The 16543-nt window shown below is 72.0% G+C and carries 13 protein-coding genes and 1 riboswitch; of the genes, 5 read left to right on the forward strand and 8 right to left on the reverse strand.

Annotation, left to right across the window (positions count from 1 at the left end; all coding sequences use genetic code 11):
- Positions 1–51 precede the first annotated feature (51 nt).
- From AC3RJ9_RS01180 to AC3RJ9_RS01195, 4 genes are read right to left on the reverse strand one after another with little or no spacing between them, the layout of a single operon-like run.
- Complete coding sequence (locus AC3RJ9_RS01180; protein WP_061867544.1) at positions 52–1239, reverse strand: enoyl-CoA hydratase/isomerase family protein; 1188 nt, start codon at positions 1237–1239, stop codon at positions 52–54.
- Positions 1236–2033, reverse strand: a complete 798-nt coding sequence (locus tag AC3RJ9_RS01185; protein WP_041102790.1) for an enoyl-CoA hydratase — start codon at positions 2031–2033, stop codon at positions 1236–1238. The genes AC3RJ9_RS01180 and AC3RJ9_RS01185 overlap by 4 nt, the downstream gene beginning before the upstream one ends.
- Positions 2030–2947 carry a 3-hydroxyisobutyrate dehydrogenase gene (gene mmsB, locus AC3RJ9_RS01190; RefSeq protein WP_041102792.1) on the reverse strand — a complete coding sequence of 306 codons (918 nt, stop codon included), beginning with the start codon at positions 2945–2947 and terminating at the stop codon, positions 2030–2032. Before mmsB ends, AC3RJ9_RS01185 begins: the two co-directional genes overlap by 4 nt.
- 34 nt (positions 2948–2981) lie before the next feature.
- On the reverse strand, positions 2982–4508 hold the full coding sequence (locus AC3RJ9_RS01195) for a CoA-acylating methylmalonate-semialdehyde dehydrogenase (RefSeq protein ID WP_123244232.1): 1527 nt from the start codon (positions 4506–4508) through the stop codon (positions 2982–2984).
- A 179-nt stretch (positions 4509–4687) separates the two neighbouring features.
- Here AC3RJ9_RS01195 and AC3RJ9_RS01200 point away from each other — a divergent pair, with 179 nt between their 5' ends.
- The gene (locus tag AC3RJ9_RS01200; RefSeq protein ID WP_123244233.1) at positions 4688–5461 is read left to right on the forward strand and encodes an SDR family NAD(P)-dependent oxidoreductase; all 774 of its coding nucleotides are present in this window, start codon (positions 4688–4690) and stop codon (positions 5459–5461) included.
- Between the two features lie 29 nt (positions 5462–5490).
- Here the strand turns inward: AC3RJ9_RS01200 and AC3RJ9_RS01205 are convergent, their stop codons facing one another.
- Together AC3RJ9_RS01205 and AC3RJ9_RS01210 are read right to left on the reverse strand one after the other, a co-directional pair.
- On the reverse strand, positions 5491–6048 hold the full coding sequence (locus tag AC3RJ9_RS01205; RefSeq protein WP_115165445.1) for a MarR family winged helix-turn-helix transcriptional regulator: 558 nt from the start codon (positions 6046–6048) through the stop codon (positions 5491–5493).
- A gap of 78 nt (positions 6049–6126) precedes the next feature.
- Positions 6127–7908, reverse strand: coding sequence for an AMP-binding protein (locus AC3RJ9_RS01210; protein WP_123244234.1), 1782 nt, complete (start codon positions 7906–7908; stop codon positions 6127–6129).
- Positions 7909–8058: 150 nt separating this feature from the next.
- Here AC3RJ9_RS01210 and AC3RJ9_RS01215 point away from each other — a divergent pair, with 150 nt between their 5' ends.
- A complete protein-coding gene (locus AC3RJ9_RS01215) occupies positions 8059–9267 on the forward strand; it encodes an acyl-CoA dehydrogenase family protein (protein WP_123244235.1) in 1209 nt (402 codons plus the stop codon).
- Here AC3RJ9_RS01215 and AC3RJ9_RS01220 read toward each other — a convergent pair.
- Positions 9242–9982, reverse strand: coding sequence for a YoaK family protein (locus AC3RJ9_RS01220; RefSeq protein ID WP_036338795.1), 741 nt, complete (start codon positions 9980–9982; stop codon positions 9242–9244). The two genes, AC3RJ9_RS01215 and AC3RJ9_RS01220, sit on opposite strands and share 26 nt — an antisense overlap.
- Positions 9983–10065: 83 nt before the next feature.
- On the reverse strand, positions 10066–10437 hold the full coding sequence (locus AC3RJ9_RS01225; protein ID WP_036338798.1) for an ectoine synthase: 372 nt from the start codon (positions 10435–10437) through the stop codon (positions 10066–10068).
- Positions 10438–10636: 199 nt separating this feature from the next.
- Here AC3RJ9_RS01225 and AC3RJ9_RS01230 point away from each other — a divergent pair, with 199 nt between their 5' ends.
- The 3 genes from AC3RJ9_RS01230 to gcvT all read left to right on the forward strand — a co-directional run bounded on the left by AC3RJ9_RS01230 (position 10637) and on the right by gcvT (position 16522).
- Positions 10637–11908: an Nramp family divalent metal transporter gene (locus tag AC3RJ9_RS01230; protein ID WP_080694971.1), complete on the forward strand. Its 1272-nt coding sequence runs from the start codon at positions 10637–10639 to the stop codon at positions 11906–11908.
- A gap of 218 nt (positions 11909–12126) precedes the next feature.
- Positions 12127–12243, forward strand: a riboswitch (glycine riboswitch).
- A 162-nt stretch (positions 12244–12405) separates the two neighbouring features.
- Entirely contained in the window at positions 12406–15342 is a 2937-nt protein-coding gene (gene gcvP / locus AC3RJ9_RS01235) for an aminomethyl-transferring glycine dehydrogenase (RefSeq protein ID WP_113914150.1), read from the forward strand.
- A 13-nt stretch (positions 15343–15355) separates the two neighbouring features.
- Positions 15356–16522 (forward strand): glycine cleavage system aminomethyltransferase GcvT, encoded by a 1167-nt coding sequence (gcvT, locus tag AC3RJ9_RS01240; RefSeq protein WP_113914151.1) that lies wholly within the window; start codon positions 15356–15358, stop codon positions 16520–16522.
- Positions 16523–16543 lie beyond the last annotated feature (21 nt).

Here is a 16543-nt window from a genome sequence, read left to right on the forward strand (position 1 = left end):
CGCCCCGCGGTCCCCACACGGGACCACGGGGCGCGGTCCGTCGGGGCGGGCTCAGCCGAGCTGCAGCGGGTCCACCCCGGACACGGGCTCGAAGTGCCCGGCCACGTCCTCGGTCGAGACGTCCTCGAGCCGGGCCGGGCTCCACGTCGGATCCTTGTCCTTGTCCACGAGCAGCGCGCGGATGCCCTCGGCCATGTCCGGCTCGCGCATCAGGTGGGTGGCGATCGTGAACTCCTGGCGCAGTGCGTCGGCCACGGTCAGGTCCGCTCCGCGCGCGGCCAGCCGGCGCTGGGCCTCGTGGGCCACGGCGACGGCGGTCGGGGACTTGGTGCGGATGGCCTCGGCGGCCTGCCCCGCGGCCTCGGCGTGCTCCCCGCCCGCGGCGGCGCGCTCGTCCAGGGCGGCGAGGACCTCGGCGGCCGTCTCCCGGTCGTAGACGTCCTCGATCCACTCCCGGCCGGCCACCAGCGCGGAGGCGGGCTGTGCGTCCTCGGCCACCGCGAACCGGGCCAGCACCTCGTCGGCGGCGGCGAAGGCGGCCTCGTCGCGCGCGCCCGCGTCCGCGGCCGAGCCGAGGGCGCCGAACGCCGCGGCGAGGGCCTGCTCGAGCTCGTCCAGCCGGGCGGACTCCACGAAGACGTCCGCCAGGCCCAGGGCCACCGCGTCGGACCCGGAGGCATGCGCCGAGGTCGCGGCCAGGTGCCGGCCCGCCTGGAAGGGTGCGCGGGCGAGGTGGAAGGAGCCGCCGACGTCGGGGGTGAACCCGATCGCCGTCTCGGGCATGCCGGCGCGGGTCCGCTCGGTGGCCACGCGGTGCGAGCCGTGCACGGACACGCCCATGCCGCCGCCCAGGACGACGCCGTCCATGAAGGCCACGTACGGCTTGGGGTAGGTGGCGATGCGCTCGTTCATCGCGTACTCGTCGCGGAAGAACTCCTCGGCCTCCGCGAACCGCCCGGCCAGGAGCGAGGAGCGCAGGGAGACGACGTCGCCGCCGGCGCACAGTCCCTTCTCCCCGGCGCCGCGGATCAGCACGCCGCGCACGGCGGGGTCCGCGGCCCAGTCGGTCAGGGCCGCGTCGATCGCCCGGACCATGTCCTGCGTCAGCGCGTTCAGGGCGCGCGGACGGTTCAGCGTGATGCGGCCGAGGCCGTCGCGGACCTCGAGGAGCACCTCGTCCGCCGCGCCGTCCTGCCCGGCCGCGGGGGCCGTCGTCGCGGTGGTCTGCGCGTCGCTCATCGGTGCTGCCACCCCGCCTCGCGCTTCGCCGCGAACGCGTCCATGCCCTCCTTCTGGTCCGCCGTGGCGAACGCGGCGTGGAACACGCGGCGCTCGAAGGCGATGCCCTGGGCGAGCGTGGTCTCGAACGCGGCGTTGACGGCCTCCTTGGCCATCCAGGAGGCCGGCTTGGACTTGGACGCGATGGTCGCGGCCACCTCCAGCGCCTCCTCGAGGGCATTCTCGTCGGCCACCACGCGGGAGACGAGTCCGATGCGCTCGGCCTCCTCCGCCCCGATCATGCGGCCGGTGAGGATCATGTCCATGGCCTTCGCCTTGCCCACGGCGCGGGTCAGGCGCTGGGAGCCGCCCATGCCGGGGATGACGCCGAGGTTGATCTCGGGCTGGCCGAACTTCGCGCCCTCGCCGGCCACGAGCACATCGGCCATCATGGCCAGCTCGCAGCCGCCCCCGAGGGCGTAGCCGGTCACGCACGCCACGATGGGGGTGCGGGCACGGGTGAGCCCGTCCCAGCCGGCGAACCAGTCGGCCGCGTACATCTCGGAGAACTCCTTGGTGGCCATCTCCTTGATGTCCGCGCCGGCGGCGAACGCCTTGGGGGAGCCGGAGAGCAGGATCGCCCCGATCTCCGGGTCGGTGTCCAGCTCCTGCACCGCCGCGACGACGGCACGCATCGTCGCCTCGTTCAGCGCGTTCAGGGCCTTCGGCCGGTTCAGCCGGATGTGGCCGACCCGGCCCTGCCGCTCCACGATGATCGGCGACTCGGCGCCGTCCGGGGTGGTCTGCTCGCTCATGCCTCGCTCCTGTCCGTGTGTGATGCTCGGATGTCCTCGATGATGCCGGAAAAGTCGCGGGCGGCGCCTTCTCCGGCGGCGTACTCGGCGTATTTGGCCTGCGCGAGGCGGCCCAGGTCGGCCGCCACGCCCTGCTCGTCCAGGGCCGCGAGCGCGAGCCCGAGGTCCTTGGCCATCAGGGCGCCGGCGAAGCCGGGCTGGAAGTCCCGGTTCGCGGGGGAGCCGGGGACGGGGCCGGGCACCGGGCAGTTGGTGGTCAGGGACCAGCACTGCCCGGAGGCCTTGCTCATCACGTCGTACAGGGCCTGGTGCTGCAGGCCCAGGCGCTCGCCCAGGACGAAGGCCTCGGCGACGGCGATCTGCGTGACCCCCAGCACCATGTTGTTGCAGATCTTCGCGGCCTGGCCCAGGCCGGCGGCCCCGCAGTGCACGATCCGCGCGCCCATGACCTCGAGCAGCGGCAGCACCTCGGCGTACACCTCGTCCGAGGCGCCCACCATGAAGGCGAGGGTGCCGGCCTCGGCGCCCACCTGGCCGCCCGAGACCGGCGCGTCGGCGGCCCGCATGCCCGCCGCCTCCGCCGCCGCGGCCGCCTCGCGGGCCTCGGCGACATCGATGGTCGAGCAGTCCAGGAACACGGTGCCGGGGCGGGCGGCGGCGAGCAGGCCGCCGTCGCCGTCCTCACCCCGGTAGACGTCCAGCACCAGGCGTCCGTGGGGGAGCATGGTCAGCACGACGTCGGCCTCCGCGGCCGCCGCGGCCGTGTCCGTGACGGTCTCGACGCCGGCCGCACGGGCCTTCTCGAGGGCCTCGGGGACGAGGTCGAAGCCGAGCACGCGGTGACCCGCGGCGGCGAGGTTGGCGGCCATGGGGCCGCCCATGTGGCCGAGGCCGAGGAACAGAACGGTGGTCATGGGGTCCTCCTGGTCGGGACGGGCTGCGGGGCGGTCACGAGCCGGCCGGCATCACGAAGCTGGCGCCCTCGCGCACGCCGGAGGGCCAGCGCGTGGTGACGGTCTTCGTCTTGGTGTAGAACTTCAGCCCGTCCGTGCCGTGCTGGTTCAGGTCGCCGAAGCCGGAGGCCTTCCAGCCGCCGAAGGTGTAGTAGGCGATCGGCACGGGGATCGGCACGTTCACGCCGACCATGCCGGTGTCCACGCGGGTGGAGAAGTCGCGGGCGGCGTCGCCGTCGCGGGTGAAGATGGCCACGCCGTTGCCGAACTCGTGCTCGTTCACGAGCGTCAGCGCCTCCTCGTAGTCCTTCGCGCGGACCACGGAGAGCACCGGGCCGAAGATCTCCTCGCGGTAGATGCTCATCTCCGGGGTGACGCGGTCGAACAGGGTGGCGCCCACGTAGAAGCCGTCCTCGTGGCCCTCGACGACGACGCCCCGGCCGTCCTCGACCAGGTCGGCGCCCGCCTCGACGCCGGCCGCGATGTAGCCCTCGATGCGCTCCTTCGCCTCCTTCGAGACGACGGGGCCGAAGTCCGAGGACGCCTCGAGCGACGGGCCGACCCTGAGGTCCTTCACGCGCTCGCGGAGCAGCGCGATCAGGCGGTCGGCGGTCTCCTCGCCGACCGGGACGGCCACCGAGATCGCCATGCAGCGCTCGCCCGCGGAGCCGAAGGCGGCGCCCACCAGGGCGTCGGCGGTCATCTCGAGGTCCGCGTCCGGCATGACCACGGCGTGGTTCTTGGCCCCGCCGAAGCACTGAGCGCGCTTGCCCATGCGGCCGGCGTGCGCGTAGATGGACTGCGCGATCGGGGTGGAGCCGACGAAGCCGACGGCCTTGACGCGCGGGTCCTCGATGAGCGCGTCCACGGCGGCCTTGTCGCCGTGCACCACGTTGAGGGCGCCGGCGGGCATGCCGGCCTCGAGGGCCAGCTCGGCCAGGCGCACCGGGACGGAGGGGTCGCGCTCGGAGGGCTTGAGGACGAAGGCGTTGCCCGCCGCCAGGGCGATGCCGGCCTTCCACAGCGGGATCATCGCCGGGAAGTTGAAGGGCGTGATGCCCACGGCCACGCCGAGCGGCTGGCGGATGGAGTGCACGTCGATGCCGGTGCCCGCGTCGGCGGTGAACTCACCCTTGAGCAGGTGCGGGGCGCCCGCGGCGAACTCCACGACCTCGATGCCGCGCTGGATGTCGCCCTTGGCGTCCGGGAAGGTCTTGCCGTGCTCCTGGGCGAGCACGGTGGCCAGCTCGTCCATGTTCTCGTTGATCAGGTCGACCCAGCGCAGCAGGATGCGGCCGCGGCGCTGCGGGTTCAGCCTCGACCACGCGGCGAAGCCCTCCTCGGCGGAGGCCAGGGCGGCGTCGATCTCCTCGGCGGAGGCCAGCGGCACGCGCCCCGCCACGCCGCCCGTGGCCGGGTGGTAGACGTCGCCGTGCCGGCCGGAGGCGCCCTCGCGCCGCTCGCCGTGCACGAAGTGGGGGATCACGGGGGCGGTCTCGGTGGGCGCGGTCTTCTCGGACATGGGGGCTCCTCGCGGGTCCAGGCGGCAGGCGGACGCCGGGCGGCGCCGCCCACGGCGGGCGTGACGGGCCCGGCCGTGCGTGTGATCTGGGTTACTCTTCCGCTAATCTAGGATGAGAACGTAGGACATGCAACTATCGAACTCGGGGGGTATCCCGAGGAGGAAGGGAGGGTCCGCCCATGGACCTGTCGAACCAGAGCGCGATCGTCACCGGCGGGGCCTCGGGCCTCGGCCATGCCACCGCCCGCCGCCTGGCGGACGCGGGCGCCGCCGTCGTGGTGGTGGACCTGCCGGACCGCGAGGGCGAGACCGTCCGCGCGGACGCTGTGGCCGCCCTCGGTCCCCGTGCGCGCTTCGTGACGGGCGACGTCACCGCCGAGGACACCGCCCGGGAGGCCGTGGCCGCCGCGCTGGAGGCCGGGCCGCTGCGGGTGCTGGTCAACTGCGCCGGGGTGGCGACGCCGGGCAAGCTCGTGGGTCGCGACGGGCCGCTGTCCGCCGAGGTGCTGGGCCGGGTCCTGGCGATCAACGCGGTCGGCACCGTGTCGATGATGGCCCAGGCCGCCGCCGCGATGAAGGCGCAGGAGCCGCTCGGCGAGGACCGCGGCGTCATCGTGAACACCGCCTCCGTGGCGGCCTACGACGGGCAGATCGGCCAGATCGCGTACTCCGCCTCCAAGGGCGCCGTGGTTGCGCTGACCCTGCCCGCGGCCCGCGAGCTCGCCTCCTCGCAGATCCGCGTGGTCACGATCGCCCCCGGTCTGATGGAGACGCCCATGATGGCCGGCCTGCCCGAGGCCGCCCGCGAGGCGCTGTCCACCAAGACCCCGCATCCGGCCCGGCTCGGCCGACCCGAGGACTACGCGCTGCTCGTCGAGCAGATCGTGTCCAACCCGTTCCTGAACGGCGAGGTCATCCGGCTCGACGGCGCCGTGCGCCTCGAGCCCCGCTGAGCCGGACGGTCCGGAGGCCGGAGGGCGCGTCAGGAGGAGGTGTGCTCCGCCGTCGCGGGCGCGCCGGCGTCGGGGCCGTCGGCCTGGAAGTCGCCGGCCTCGGCGCGGAACCGGCCGAGGACGTCGATGAGGGTGTCCACGTCCGCCGGGTCGAAGCCGGAGCGGCCGAAGACCTCGGCGTTGAGCGTCTCCGTGGCGGCGACGGCGACGCGCCGGCCCTCGTCCGTGAGGGCGAGCACGAGCGCGCGGCGGTCCGACTCGTGGGGGGTGCGCTCCACCAGCCCGGCGGCCTCGAGCCGGTCCACCGCATTGGTCACCGAGGTGGGGTGGACCTGCAGGAGCGCGGACGCCTTGGACATCCTCATCCGCTTCTCGCGCGAGAAGTTCAGCAGCGCCAGCAGCTCGTACCGCGCGAAGGTGAGCCCGTAGGGCTTGAGCGCGGCCTGCGCCCGACCCAGCAGGATCTGCTGGGCCCGCATGATCGAGGTGATGGCGGCCATCGGGCGGGCGACGTCACCCCATCCGTGACGCTCCCAGTTCCGGGCGGCCTCCCGGATGGGGTCCTGGGCGAGGGGTGGCTTCTTCATGGCGCTCCAGACTAGCGGCGCACCGGGGGTCCCCCGCCACTACCGGACACGGACGGGGCGGCGGCGGGGAACGGCCGGTCAGCGCTGCAGGTCCAGGTCCTCCTCCCGGAACTCGGTGCCGTAGCCGTCCGGGGCGGCGCCCGTTTGGGCGCGCTCGACCTCGGCCTTGCGCAGCTCCACGCGGCGGATCTTGCCCGAGATGGTCTTCGGCAGCTCGAGGAACTCGATGCGCCGGATGCGCTTGTACGGGGGCAGCTGGGTGAGCGTGAACTGCAGGATCGCCCGGGCGGTCTCCGCGGTGGGCTCATGGCCCGGGGCGAGGGTGACGAAGGCCTTCGGCACGGCCAGGCGCAGCTCGTCCGGGGTGGGGACGATCGCACCCTCCATCACGGCCGGGTGCTTGACCAGCACCGACTCCAGCTCGAACGGGGACACCTTGTAGTCGGAGGACTTGAAGACGTCGTCCGCGCGGCCCACATAGGTCAGCACGCCGTTCTCGTCGCGGCGGGCGATGTCGCCGGTGTGGAAGACGCCGTCGCGGAACACCTCGTCCGTCTTCTCCTGGTTGCCGTAGTAGGACTTCAGCAGGCCCACCGGACGCGGGTCGAGGCGCAGGCAGATCTCGCCCTCCTCGGCCTCCTGGCCCGTGAGCGGGTCGAGCAGGGTGACGTCCATGCCGGGCAGCGGGCGGCCCATCGAGCCGATGACGACCTTCTGGCCGGGGGTGTTCGCGACCTGCAGGGTGGTCTCGGTCATGCCGAAGCCGTCGCGGATCGTGGTGCCCCACGCCTTGTGCACCTGGTCGATCACCTCGGCGTTGAGCGGCTCGCCCGCGGAGATGGTCTTGGTCGGCGGGGTCGTCAGCTGCGCCAGGTCCGCCTTGATGAGCATGCGCCACACGGTGGGCGGGGCGCAGAAGCTCGTGACGCCGTAGCGCGCCATGTTGGCCATCAGGGCCGCGGGGTCGAACTTGCGGGCGTTGTGCACGAAGATCGTGGCCTCCGCGATCCACGGGGCGAAGAAGTTGGACCACGCGTGCTTGGCCCAGCCCGGGGAGGCCACGTTGAGGTGCACGTCGCCCGGCTGCAGACCGATCCAGTAGAGCGTCGTGAGGTGGCCGACCGGGTACGAGGTGTGGGTGTGCTCCACGAGCTTCGGCTTCGAGGTGGTGCCCGAGGTGAAGTAGAAGAGCAGCGTCTCGTCGGCGGGGGTCGGCTCGGCCGGGGTCAGCTCGGTGGCGGCGTCGTCGGCGTCGTCGTAGGAGAGCACGGTGTGGCCGGCGACCTCGGGGGCGCGGCGCGCCGGGCCCTCCGCGAAGACGCCCGGCACGTGCACCAGGTGCAGGTCCTCGCCGACGCCGGCGAACTTGGCCAGGTCCTCGGCGCCGGCCACGGCCCACGCGGCGCCGGCGCGCGTCACCCGGTCCTCGAGGTCCCCGGAGGTCATCTGTGTGGTGGTGGGCACCATGACCACCCGCAGCTTGATGCAGGCGAGCATGAACTCCCACAGCTCCACCTGGTTGTTCAGCATGAGGATGAGGCGGTCGCCGCGGCGCAGGCCCTGCGCGGAGAGCCAGTTCGCCACCCGGTTGGAGGCCGCGGAGAGCTCGGCGAAGGTGCGCTCGGTGCTGCGCCCGTCGTCCTCGGCGATGATCAGCGCCGGCACGTCCGCGCGGGCCGGGTCCTGGGCCAGGCGGTCGAACCAGTCGAAGCCGAAGTTGAAGTGCTCGAAGCGGGGCCACTCGAACTCGGCGCGGGCGCGTTCGTCGTCGGTCTGGCACTCGACCAGCAGGTCGCGGGCCGCGCGGAACACCTCCGTCGGTGACGGGGCGGCGACGGCGGTGGGGTCCTGGACGGTCATGGGTCCCTCCTCGGGATGGCTGCTGAACGGATCCTTGGCCGGGGGCCTGTGATCTGGAACACTACTGGCAGACCTGGATAGTTGGAAGTCCTACAGTCGGATTCGCGGCGAAACCGCCCGCCGTCGTCGGACCGCCCCCGAAGGAGAGCCATGACCGCCATCGCCGACCGCCCCGTCCCCGCCTCCGGCGCGCCCGCCGTCACCCCCGGCCTGCCCCACGTGGACCTGCTGCGCCTGCGGGACCGCCTCGAGCCGGCCGAGCGTGCCCGGCTCGACGCGATCGAGGACCATCTGCAGACCCGCGTGCGGCCGCACCTGAGCCGCTACTGGGACGCCGAGGAGTTCGCGTTCGACCTGCTGCCGGGCCTGGCCGAGCTGGGTCTGGGGCGCCTCGTCCTGGACGGCTCGTCCTCGCTGTTCCAGCAGCTCGTGCACGCGGAGATCGCCCGTGTGGACCTGTCCCTGTCCGCCCTCGTGGGCATCCACAACGAGCTCAACCTCGGCATGATCACCGGCCTGGGCTCAGAGCGTCAGAAGGCCACGTGGCAGGGGCGCCTCGAATCCTTCGACGCCCTGGGCGCGTTCTGCCTCACCGAGCCGGACCACGGCTCGGACATCGCCGGAGGCCTCGCCACCACCGCCACCCGCGACGGCGACGAGTGGGTCATCCGCGGCGCCAAGCGCTGGATCGGGGCCGGCACGATCGCCGACGTCGCGCTCGTCTGGGCGCGCGACACCGCCGACGGCGAGATCAAGGGCTTCGTGGTGCCCACCGAAACCCCCGGCTACGAGGCCACCAAGATCAGCGGGAAGATGGGCCTGCGGATCATGCAGAACGCGGACATCACCCTGGACGTGCGCCTGCCCACGGACGCGATCCTGCCCGGCGCCACCACCTTCGCCGCCACCCGCGCCCTGCTGCGCGACTCGCGCATGTGGGTCGGCTGGCAGGGCGTCGGCGCGCAGATGGGCGTGTTGGACGTGCTGCGCTCCTATGCGCTGCGGCGGGAGCAGTTCGGCCGCCCGCTGGCCGCGTTCCAGCTGATCCAGGCCCAGATCGCCGAGGTCGCCGGCAACCTGGCCGCCTCCGCCGGGATGATGCTCCAGGTGGACGCCCTGCGGCAGGAGGGGCGGATGGAGATGATGCACGCGGCGATGGCCAAGGCCACCTCGACCCGGCTGGCCCGGTCCTCGGCGGCGCTCGCCCGCGACGCCCTCGGCGGCAACGGCCTGCTCACGGAGCACGAGATCGCCAAGATCATGGGGGACGTGGAGGCCATCTACTCCTACGAGGGCTCCTACGGCATGAACACCCTGATCGTGGGGCGGGCCCTCACCGGCGTCTCGGCTTTCGTGTGAGCCACGCGTCCTGCAGGTCCTGGATCAGCGGGCGGTGGGCGATGAGCAGCAGCACGCCGGCCACCGGGATGACCACCTCGAAGCCCAGCCAGAGGTAGCCGGCCGCGCCCGCCACCCCGCCCAGGAAGAACAGGGCCACGAGCAGCGCCAGCAGTCCCACGCGCCGCGGTTCCCCGACGACGGGGGCCGCGGCCCCGGGGCCGTTGCGGTACAGGATCTTGCCGAGCTCGACGCCGATGTCCGTGACCATGCCCGTCACGTGCGTGGTGCGGATCGGCCACGCCCCGATGCGGGTGATCAAGGCGTTCTGCAGGCCCATGGTGAAGCACAGCACGGCCACCACGACCAGCGGCCGGTGCGCATCGCGGACGTGCTCGGCGAGCAGGCCGAACACCAGCATGCCGACGCCCTCGAGCAGGAGGATGTTGGCGTAGCGCGAGCGGAGGCCGTTGACCCGGCCCCAGTTGAACACCAGCGCGCAGACGACCGCGCCCAGGATGAACATGGCCAGCGCGAGCAGGCCCGTGCCGACCAGACCCGGGGCGTGGAGGACCGCCGCGTCCGCCATGGACGCCACGATCCCCGTCATGTGGGACGTGTACGTGGCCACGGCGACGAAGCCCACGGAGTTGAGGATCCCCGCGATCGCGGTCAGCACCAGCGCCAGGTGGGTGTTGCGGCGCACGGTGCGCTCGGGGGCGCACAGGTTGAGCACCCCGCCACCCTACGACCGGACGCCGCCGTCGGCGCCGACGCGGGAGGCGCCGTCGTCGACGCCTCCCGTCACCGTGCCCGGGCTCAGTAGCTGGAGTAGCCGTCCTCCGACAGGGTGTGCTTCTCGTCGCCGGTGATGGCGGGGTTGAACACCGAGATCAGGTGCATGTCCTCGGTGCCGCCGCGCAGGTCGTGCGGCTCGTGGTCCGGCAGGACGTAGATGACACCCGGCGTGATCTCGTGGACGGTGCCGTCCGGCTCCACCACGGAGCCGTTGCCCGCGATGCAGTAACAGGCCTCCTTGTGGTTGCGGTACTGGAGCTTCGAGGACGATCCGGCGCGCACGATCGTGTGGGCGACGGCGAAACCCATCTCGTCCTTCGCGGTGATGAGGCGTTCGGAGGTGCCTCCGCCCCACTCGACCTTCTCGACGTCGTTCCGGCTACGGGTGTACATGGCGTTCCTTTCGGCGAGCTCTGCGGGTCGGGCAAAGGGCCGTAGCCCTGGCTCCATCGTAGGGATGCCCGTCTCAGACCATAAGGGGCAACACGTGGGGGCTCATATGGGATGAAATAGTCCAGATCCACTATGATGTGCATCATACCCGGCATACGCTTCATCTTGACCCATGCGGGCCGGAGATGGAGGAGACGCGATGGCAACGCAGGCGAGGGATGGCCGGTTCTCCAATGAGGTGTTGCCCCAAGACGAGAGGCCTAGTCGTTTCGGTCCGGGGCTAATCATCGCCGCGTCCTTCATCGGGCCGGGGACCATCACAACCTCCATCGTTACCGGAGCCGAGCAGGGATTCGTCCTGGCCTGGGCTGTCGTCTTCTCAATTTTGGCCACCATCGTCTTGCAGGAGATGTCGGGACGGTTGGGCCTCGCGACCCGCATGAGTCTCGGACACGCTCTGCGCGAGGTGTTCTCCTCGGTGCCGGCACGACTTGTCATGGCGATCCTCGTCGTCGCGGCGATCGGCATCGGAGGGGCGTCCTACGCCGGTGGTGACACAGTCGGCACCGCCCTCGCCTTGACTAGTGTGACCGGACTCAGTCAGCCCGTGGTCGTCATCGGGATCGTCCTCACGATCGGCATTCTGCTCTGGACAGGCAGCTACAAACTGATCGAGCGGGTGCTGACCGTCATGGTCGGGTTATTGGGGCTGCTGTTCATCGTCACAGCTGTCCTAGTTCAGCCTCCGATCGGCGACCTCTTGATGGGCATGTTCATTCCCCGGCTGCCACCAGGCACGGCGTTGCTGGCGGTCGCACTGATCGGGACCACCGTGGTCCCTTACAACCTCTTCCTGCACGCGAGTTTGGTGCAGGAGAAATGGGGGCCGGGTCTGGATTCGCGGGAATCTCTCCGAGCGGCGAGGACGGACACGGCGGTGTCGATCTCCGTCGGAGGTGTAATCACTCTGGCCGTGATGGCGACGGCGTTCGGTGGGATGTACGTCAAGGGCATGCAGGCCGAGACCGGTCGGGACCTCGCCTCCGCCCTGGAACCCCTCCTCGGGGACGCGGCTGGCTGGGTGTTCGCGGCGGGCATGTTCGCGGCCGGGTTCACGTCCGCCGTAGCCGGCCCGCTCGGCGCGGCGTACGCGATTGCCGGCACACTGGGCCAGGACACCGATCTGCGCAGCGTCCCTGCTCGCATCGTGTGGGGCGCAGTCCTTGCGATCGGTGCCCTCATTGCCCTGACGGGAACGAATCCCACGGAGGTCATCGTCATCGCACAGGCGGCGAACGGGCTTCTCCTGCCCATCGTGGCCGTATTCCTGATGGTCGTGATGAACAGTCGTCGGCTGATGGGCTCGCATCGGAACGGCCCACTGGCCAACGCCCTGGGAGGGCTTGTCTGTCTTGTCGTCATCGGGCTCGCGGTTTACCAGCTGGGCGGGCTTGCCGGGCTGTGGGATTGAGGCCCGGCGATGACGCGCGCCGCCGAATGACGTCCCTTACCGACTGTCGTGAGCCGACGGCATGCGACTGAGTCATTCCTCCCGTCACCCGTTTCCTGAACGAAAGCGCTTCGACACGCCGCCGTTTCATCAACGAAAGACCTCGACACGCCCCGTCCGGCCCCTCCCGGTCGCCCTGTGACGCGGCCTACACGTGTGGGATACTGGCGGCACGCCGCATGCCCCGCGCGGGAGAGCGTCGGCGCGCGTCCTGCCCCGGCCGGCCGCGTGAGCAGGCCGCCGAAGGAGCAAACCCTCCCCGGGAATCTCTCAGGCATCCGTACCGCGTGGGGTCAGGCGCTCTGGAAAGCGTCTCACTCCGCCGCGCCCGCGTCCGGACCGAGACCACCGACGGTGCAAGCCGCCCACCCGGGCGTCGGAAACTCTCAGGTCCATGACAGAGCGGGGAGGAGCAGACCCACGCCGTGACCACGGCAGGATCCCCCCGGAGGTACCCCGTGACCAGCCCCCAGACCACCGAGAGCACGACCGCGCTGCCCCACGAGCGCGTCGAGCCCAAGGACGCCGCCTCGGCCCCCTTCGTGGCCCGCCACATCGGCCCGCGCCCCGCGGACGTCGAGCACATGCTGCAGACCCTGGGCTACGACTCGCTCGAGGCCCTCGTGGACACCGCCGTCCCCGCCGGCATCCGCCAGCCGAAGCCCCTCGAGCTGCCCGCCCCGCTGACCGAGTCCGCGGTCCTGGAGCAGCTGCGCGAGATCGCCGGCCGCAACGTCATGAAGACCCAGATGATCGGGCAGGGCTTCTCGGACACCGTCACCCCGGGCGTCATCCTCCGCAAGGTGCTGGAGAACCCGGCCTGGTACACGGCCTACACGCCGTACCAGCCGGAGATCTCCCAGGGCCGCCTCGAGGCCCTCCTGAACTACCAGACGATGGTCCAGGACCTCACCGGCCTGGACATCGCCAACGCCTCCCTGCTGGACGAGGCCTCCGCCGCCGCCGAGGCCGTGCTCCTCATGCACCGTGCCAACCGTCGCAGGACCGACGGCGTCACCCTCCTCGACGCGGACCTCTTCCCGCAGACCCTCTCCGTGGTGCGCCTGCGCGCCGAGGCCGTGGGCATCGACGTGCGCGTGGCCGACCTCTCCGCAGGCATCCCGGAGGACGTCCGCGCCGAGGTCGAGGAGAAGGGCCTGTGCGGCGTCGTGCTGCAGCAGCCCGGCGACTCCGGCCGCATCCACGACCACGCCGCCGTCATCGCGCAGGCCAAGGAGGCCGGCGCCCTCGTGACCGTCGCCGCGGACATCCTCTCCCTCGCCCTGATCACTCCGCCCGGGGAGCAGGGTGCGGACATCGCCGTCGGCTCCACGCAGCGCTTCGGCGTGCCCCTGTTCTTCGGCGGCCCCCACGCCGCCTACATGGCCGTGAAGGAGGGCCTGCAGCGCAGCATGCCGGGCCGCCTCGTGGGCGTCTCCCACGACGACGCCGGCAAGCCCGCCTACCGCCTCGCCCTCCAGACGCGCGAACAGCACATCCGGCGCGAGAAGGCCACCTCCAACATCTGCACCGCCCAGGCGCTGCTCGCGATCGTCGCCTCGATGTACGCCGTCTACCACGGCCCCCAGGGCATCGCCCGCATCGCCCGCCACGCCCACGCCCAGGCCGTCCGCCTGGCGGAGGCGCTGCGGGCCGGTGGCGTCGAGGTCGCCGAGGAGCACTTCTTCGACACGATCACCGTCCGCGTGCCCGGCCGGGCCGAGCAGGTCCTGCAGGCCGCCGAGGAGAACGGCGTGAACCTGCGCCTGGTGGACGCGGACACCCTGCGGATTGCCGCCGATGAGACCACCGTCGACGCCGACCTCGTGGCCGTCCTGACGGCGTTCGGCCTGGACGCGGGCTCCCTGCCGGCCTCCGCGCACGAGGGCGCCGTGGCCACCCCGGCCGTGCCGGAGTCGCTGCGCCGCTCCTCCGCGTTCATGACGCACCCGGTGTTCAACACCCACCACTCGGAGACGAAGATGCTGCGCTACCTGCGCCGCCTCTCCGGCTACGACCTGGCGCTGGACCGCACCATGATCCCGCTGGGCTCGTGCACCATGAAGCTCAACGCCACCGCGGAGATGGAGGCCATCTCCTGGCCCGAGTTCTGCTCCATCCACCCGTTCGCGCCCGACCACCAGACCGAGGGCTGGCGGTTCCTGATCGCGGACCTGGAGTCCAAGCTCGCCGAGATCACCGGCTACGCGGGCGTCTCGGTGGCCCCGAACGCCGGCTCGCAGGGTGAGTTCGCGGGCCTGTGGGCCATCCGCCAGTACCACCTGGCCCGCGGCGAGGGCGAGCGGGACATCTGCCTGATCCCGGCCTCCGCCCACGGCACCAACGCGGCCTCGGCCGTGCTGGCGGGGCTGAAGGTCGTCGTCGTCGCCACCGCCGACGACGGCACGATCGACGCCGCCGACCTGGGCGCCAAGATCGCGGCCAACGAGGGCCGCATCGCGGCCATCATGATCACCTACCCCTCCACGCACGGCGTGTACGACGCCGACGTCAAGGAGGTCTGCGCCACGGTGCACGCCGCGGGCGGCCAGGTGTACATCGACGGCGCCAACCTCAACGCGCTCGTGGGCCTGGCCCAGCCGGGCGAGTTCGGCGGAGACGTCTCCCACCTGAACCTGCACAAGACGTTCTGCATCCCGCACGGCGGCGGGGGCCCGGGCGTGGGCCCCGTGGCGGTGGGCGAGCACCTGGTGCCGTACCTGCCCTCCCGCGAGGCCCTGATGACCGCGGCCCCGCACGGCTCGGCCGGCGTGCTGCCCATCTCCTGGGCCTACATCCACCTGATGGGCGCCGAGGGCCTGCGCTCCGCCACCGCGCACGCGCTGCTGGGCGCCAACTACATCTCCCGCCGCCTCGCGCCCCTCTACCCGACGCTGTACACGGGCAACGACGGCCTCGTGGCGCACGAGTGCATCCTCGACCTGCGCGAGCTCACGGCCCGCACGGGCGTGACCGCCGAGGACGTGTGCAAGCGCCTCATCGACTACGGGTTCCACGCCCCCACCCTGGCGTTCCCCGTGGCCGGCACGCTCATGGTGGAGCCCACCGAGTCCGAGGACCTCGAGGAGATCGAGCGGTTCATCGAGGCGATGGAGGCCATCCACGCCGAGATCACCGCCGTCACCCCGGAGACCGTGGCGGACTCCGTCCTGCGTCGCGCCCCGCACACCCTCAACGTCCTGATGGCCGACGAGTGGGATCGCCCCTACTCGCGCGCCCAGGCGGGCACGCCGGTGCCGAGCCTGCGTCTGGACAAGTACCTGCCGCCGGTGGGCCGCATCGACGGCGCCTACGGCGATCGCAACCTCGTGTGCTCGTGCCCGCCGCCCGAGGCGTTCGAGGGCGCCGTGGCCGACACCGCCGACGAGGACTGAGAGGATCACCCCCATGAGCGATTCGACGCGCAACTCCCCGCTGCACCCGGTCCACGAGGCCGCGGGCGCCACGTTCACGGACTTCGGCGGCTGGAACATGCCCCTGAAGTACGGCTCCGAGCTGGCCGAGCACAAGGCCGTCCGCACCTCCGCAGGCCTGTTCGACCTCTCCCACATGGGCGAGATCCGGGTCACCGGCCCGGAGGCCGGGGCCATGCTGGACCACGCCCTCTCGAGCGTGCTCTCCACGTTGAAGCCCGGCCGCGCCAAGTACGCCCTGTGCCTGACGGACGCCGGCACCATCCTCGACGACACGATCGTCTACCGGATGGACGACGGCGAGGCCGGCTCCGAGCCCGACTACCTGGTGGTGCCCAACGCCGGCAACATCGCCGCGGTCCACACCGCCCTGAACCAGCGGGCGTCGGGCTGGGACGCCGTCGTCGAGGACGAGTCCTCGACCACCGCCCTCGTGGCCGTGCAGGGCCCGCAGGCCGAGAAGATCCTCGCCCGGGCCATGCCGGAGGCCGCGGCGCAGCTGGCCGAGCTGAAGTACTACGGCCACCTGACCCTGACCGTGCCCACGGACGCCGGTGACGTCATCGCCGTCGTCGCCCGCACCGGCTACACCGGCGAGGACGGCTTCGAGCTGTTCCTGCCCGCCGCCTCCACCGCCGAGGCCGGCGACCGCGGCTCCGCCGTGTGGAACACGATGCTCTCGGCCGCGGACGAGGCGGGCGTGGAGCTGACGCTGTGCGGGCTCGCCTCGCGGGACTCGCTGCGCCTGGAGGCGGGCATGCCGCTCTACGGCAACGAGCTGGACACCGGGCACCAGCCGCACGCCTCTGGCGTCGGCTTCGCGGTGCCCGCGAGCAAGGAGGCCGACTTCGTCGGACGATCCGCGCTGGTCGGCAGGGACGACGTCGAGGAGGTCCTCGTGGGGCTGCAGGGCGCGGGTCGGCGTGCCGCCCGGCACGGTTACGCCGTGCTGGACGAGTCCGGCGAGCGGGTGGGCGAGGTGACCTCGGGCGCCCCCAGCCCGACCCTCGGACACCCCATCGCCCTGGCCCGTGTCCGCCGCGACGTGGCCGCCGAGGGCACGTCCCTGCAGGTGGACCTGCGCGGCCGCGGCGAGCCGTTCACCGTGGTGGCCACGCCGTTCTACCGCCGGGAGCGCTGAGCCCGACGCAGCCGTCCCTCG

The organism is Micrococcus sp. 63XJN7_6_ISO-PGPR-S23-444, from assembly GCF_058072765.1.

Excerpts from the sequence above, each read along its gene's own strand:
- AC3RJ9_RS01180 (WP_061867544.1), bottom strand. The coding sequence starts at position 1,239 with ATGAGCGACGCGCAGACCACCGCGACGACGGCCCCCGCGGCCGGGCAG.
- AC3RJ9_RS01185 (WP_041102790.1), bottom strand. The coding sequence starts at position 2,033 with ATGAGCGAGCAGACCACCCCGGACGGCGCCGAGTCGCCGATCATCGTG.
- mmsB (WP_041102792.1), bottom strand. The coding sequence starts at position 2,947 with ATGACCACCGTTCTGTTCCTCGGCCTCGGCCACATGGGCGGCCCCATG.
- AC3RJ9_RS01195 (WP_123244232.1), bottom strand. The coding sequence starts at position 4,508 with ATGTCCGAGAAGACCGCGCCCACCGAGACCGCCCCCGTGATCCCCCAC.
- AC3RJ9_RS01200 (WP_123244233.1), top strand. The coding sequence starts at position 4,688 with ATGGACCTGTCGAACCAGAGCGCGATCGTCACCGGCGGGGCCTCGGGC.
- AC3RJ9_RS01205 (WP_115165445.1), bottom strand. The coding sequence starts at position 6,048 with ATGAAGAAGCCACCCCTCGCCCAGGACCCCATCCGGGAGGCCGCCCGG.
- AC3RJ9_RS01210 (WP_123244234.1), bottom strand. The coding sequence starts at position 7,908 with ATGACCGTCCAGGACCCCACCGCCGTCGCCGCCCCGTCACCGACGGAG.
- AC3RJ9_RS01215 (WP_123244235.1), top strand. The coding sequence starts at position 8,059 with ATGACCGCCATCGCCGACCGCCCCGTCCCCGCCTCCGGCGCGCCCGCC.
- AC3RJ9_RS01225 (WP_036338798.1), bottom strand. The coding sequence starts at position 10,437 with ATGTACACCCGTAGCCGGAACGACGTCGAGAAGGTCGAGTGGGGCGGA.
- AC3RJ9_RS01230 (WP_080694971.1), top strand. The coding sequence starts at position 10,637 with ATGGCAACGCAGGCGAGGGATGGCCGGTTCTCCAATGAGGTGTTGCCC.
- gcvT (WP_113914151.1), top strand. The coding sequence starts at position 15,356 with ATGAGCGATTCGACGCGCAACTCCCCGCTGCACCCGGTCCACGAGGCC.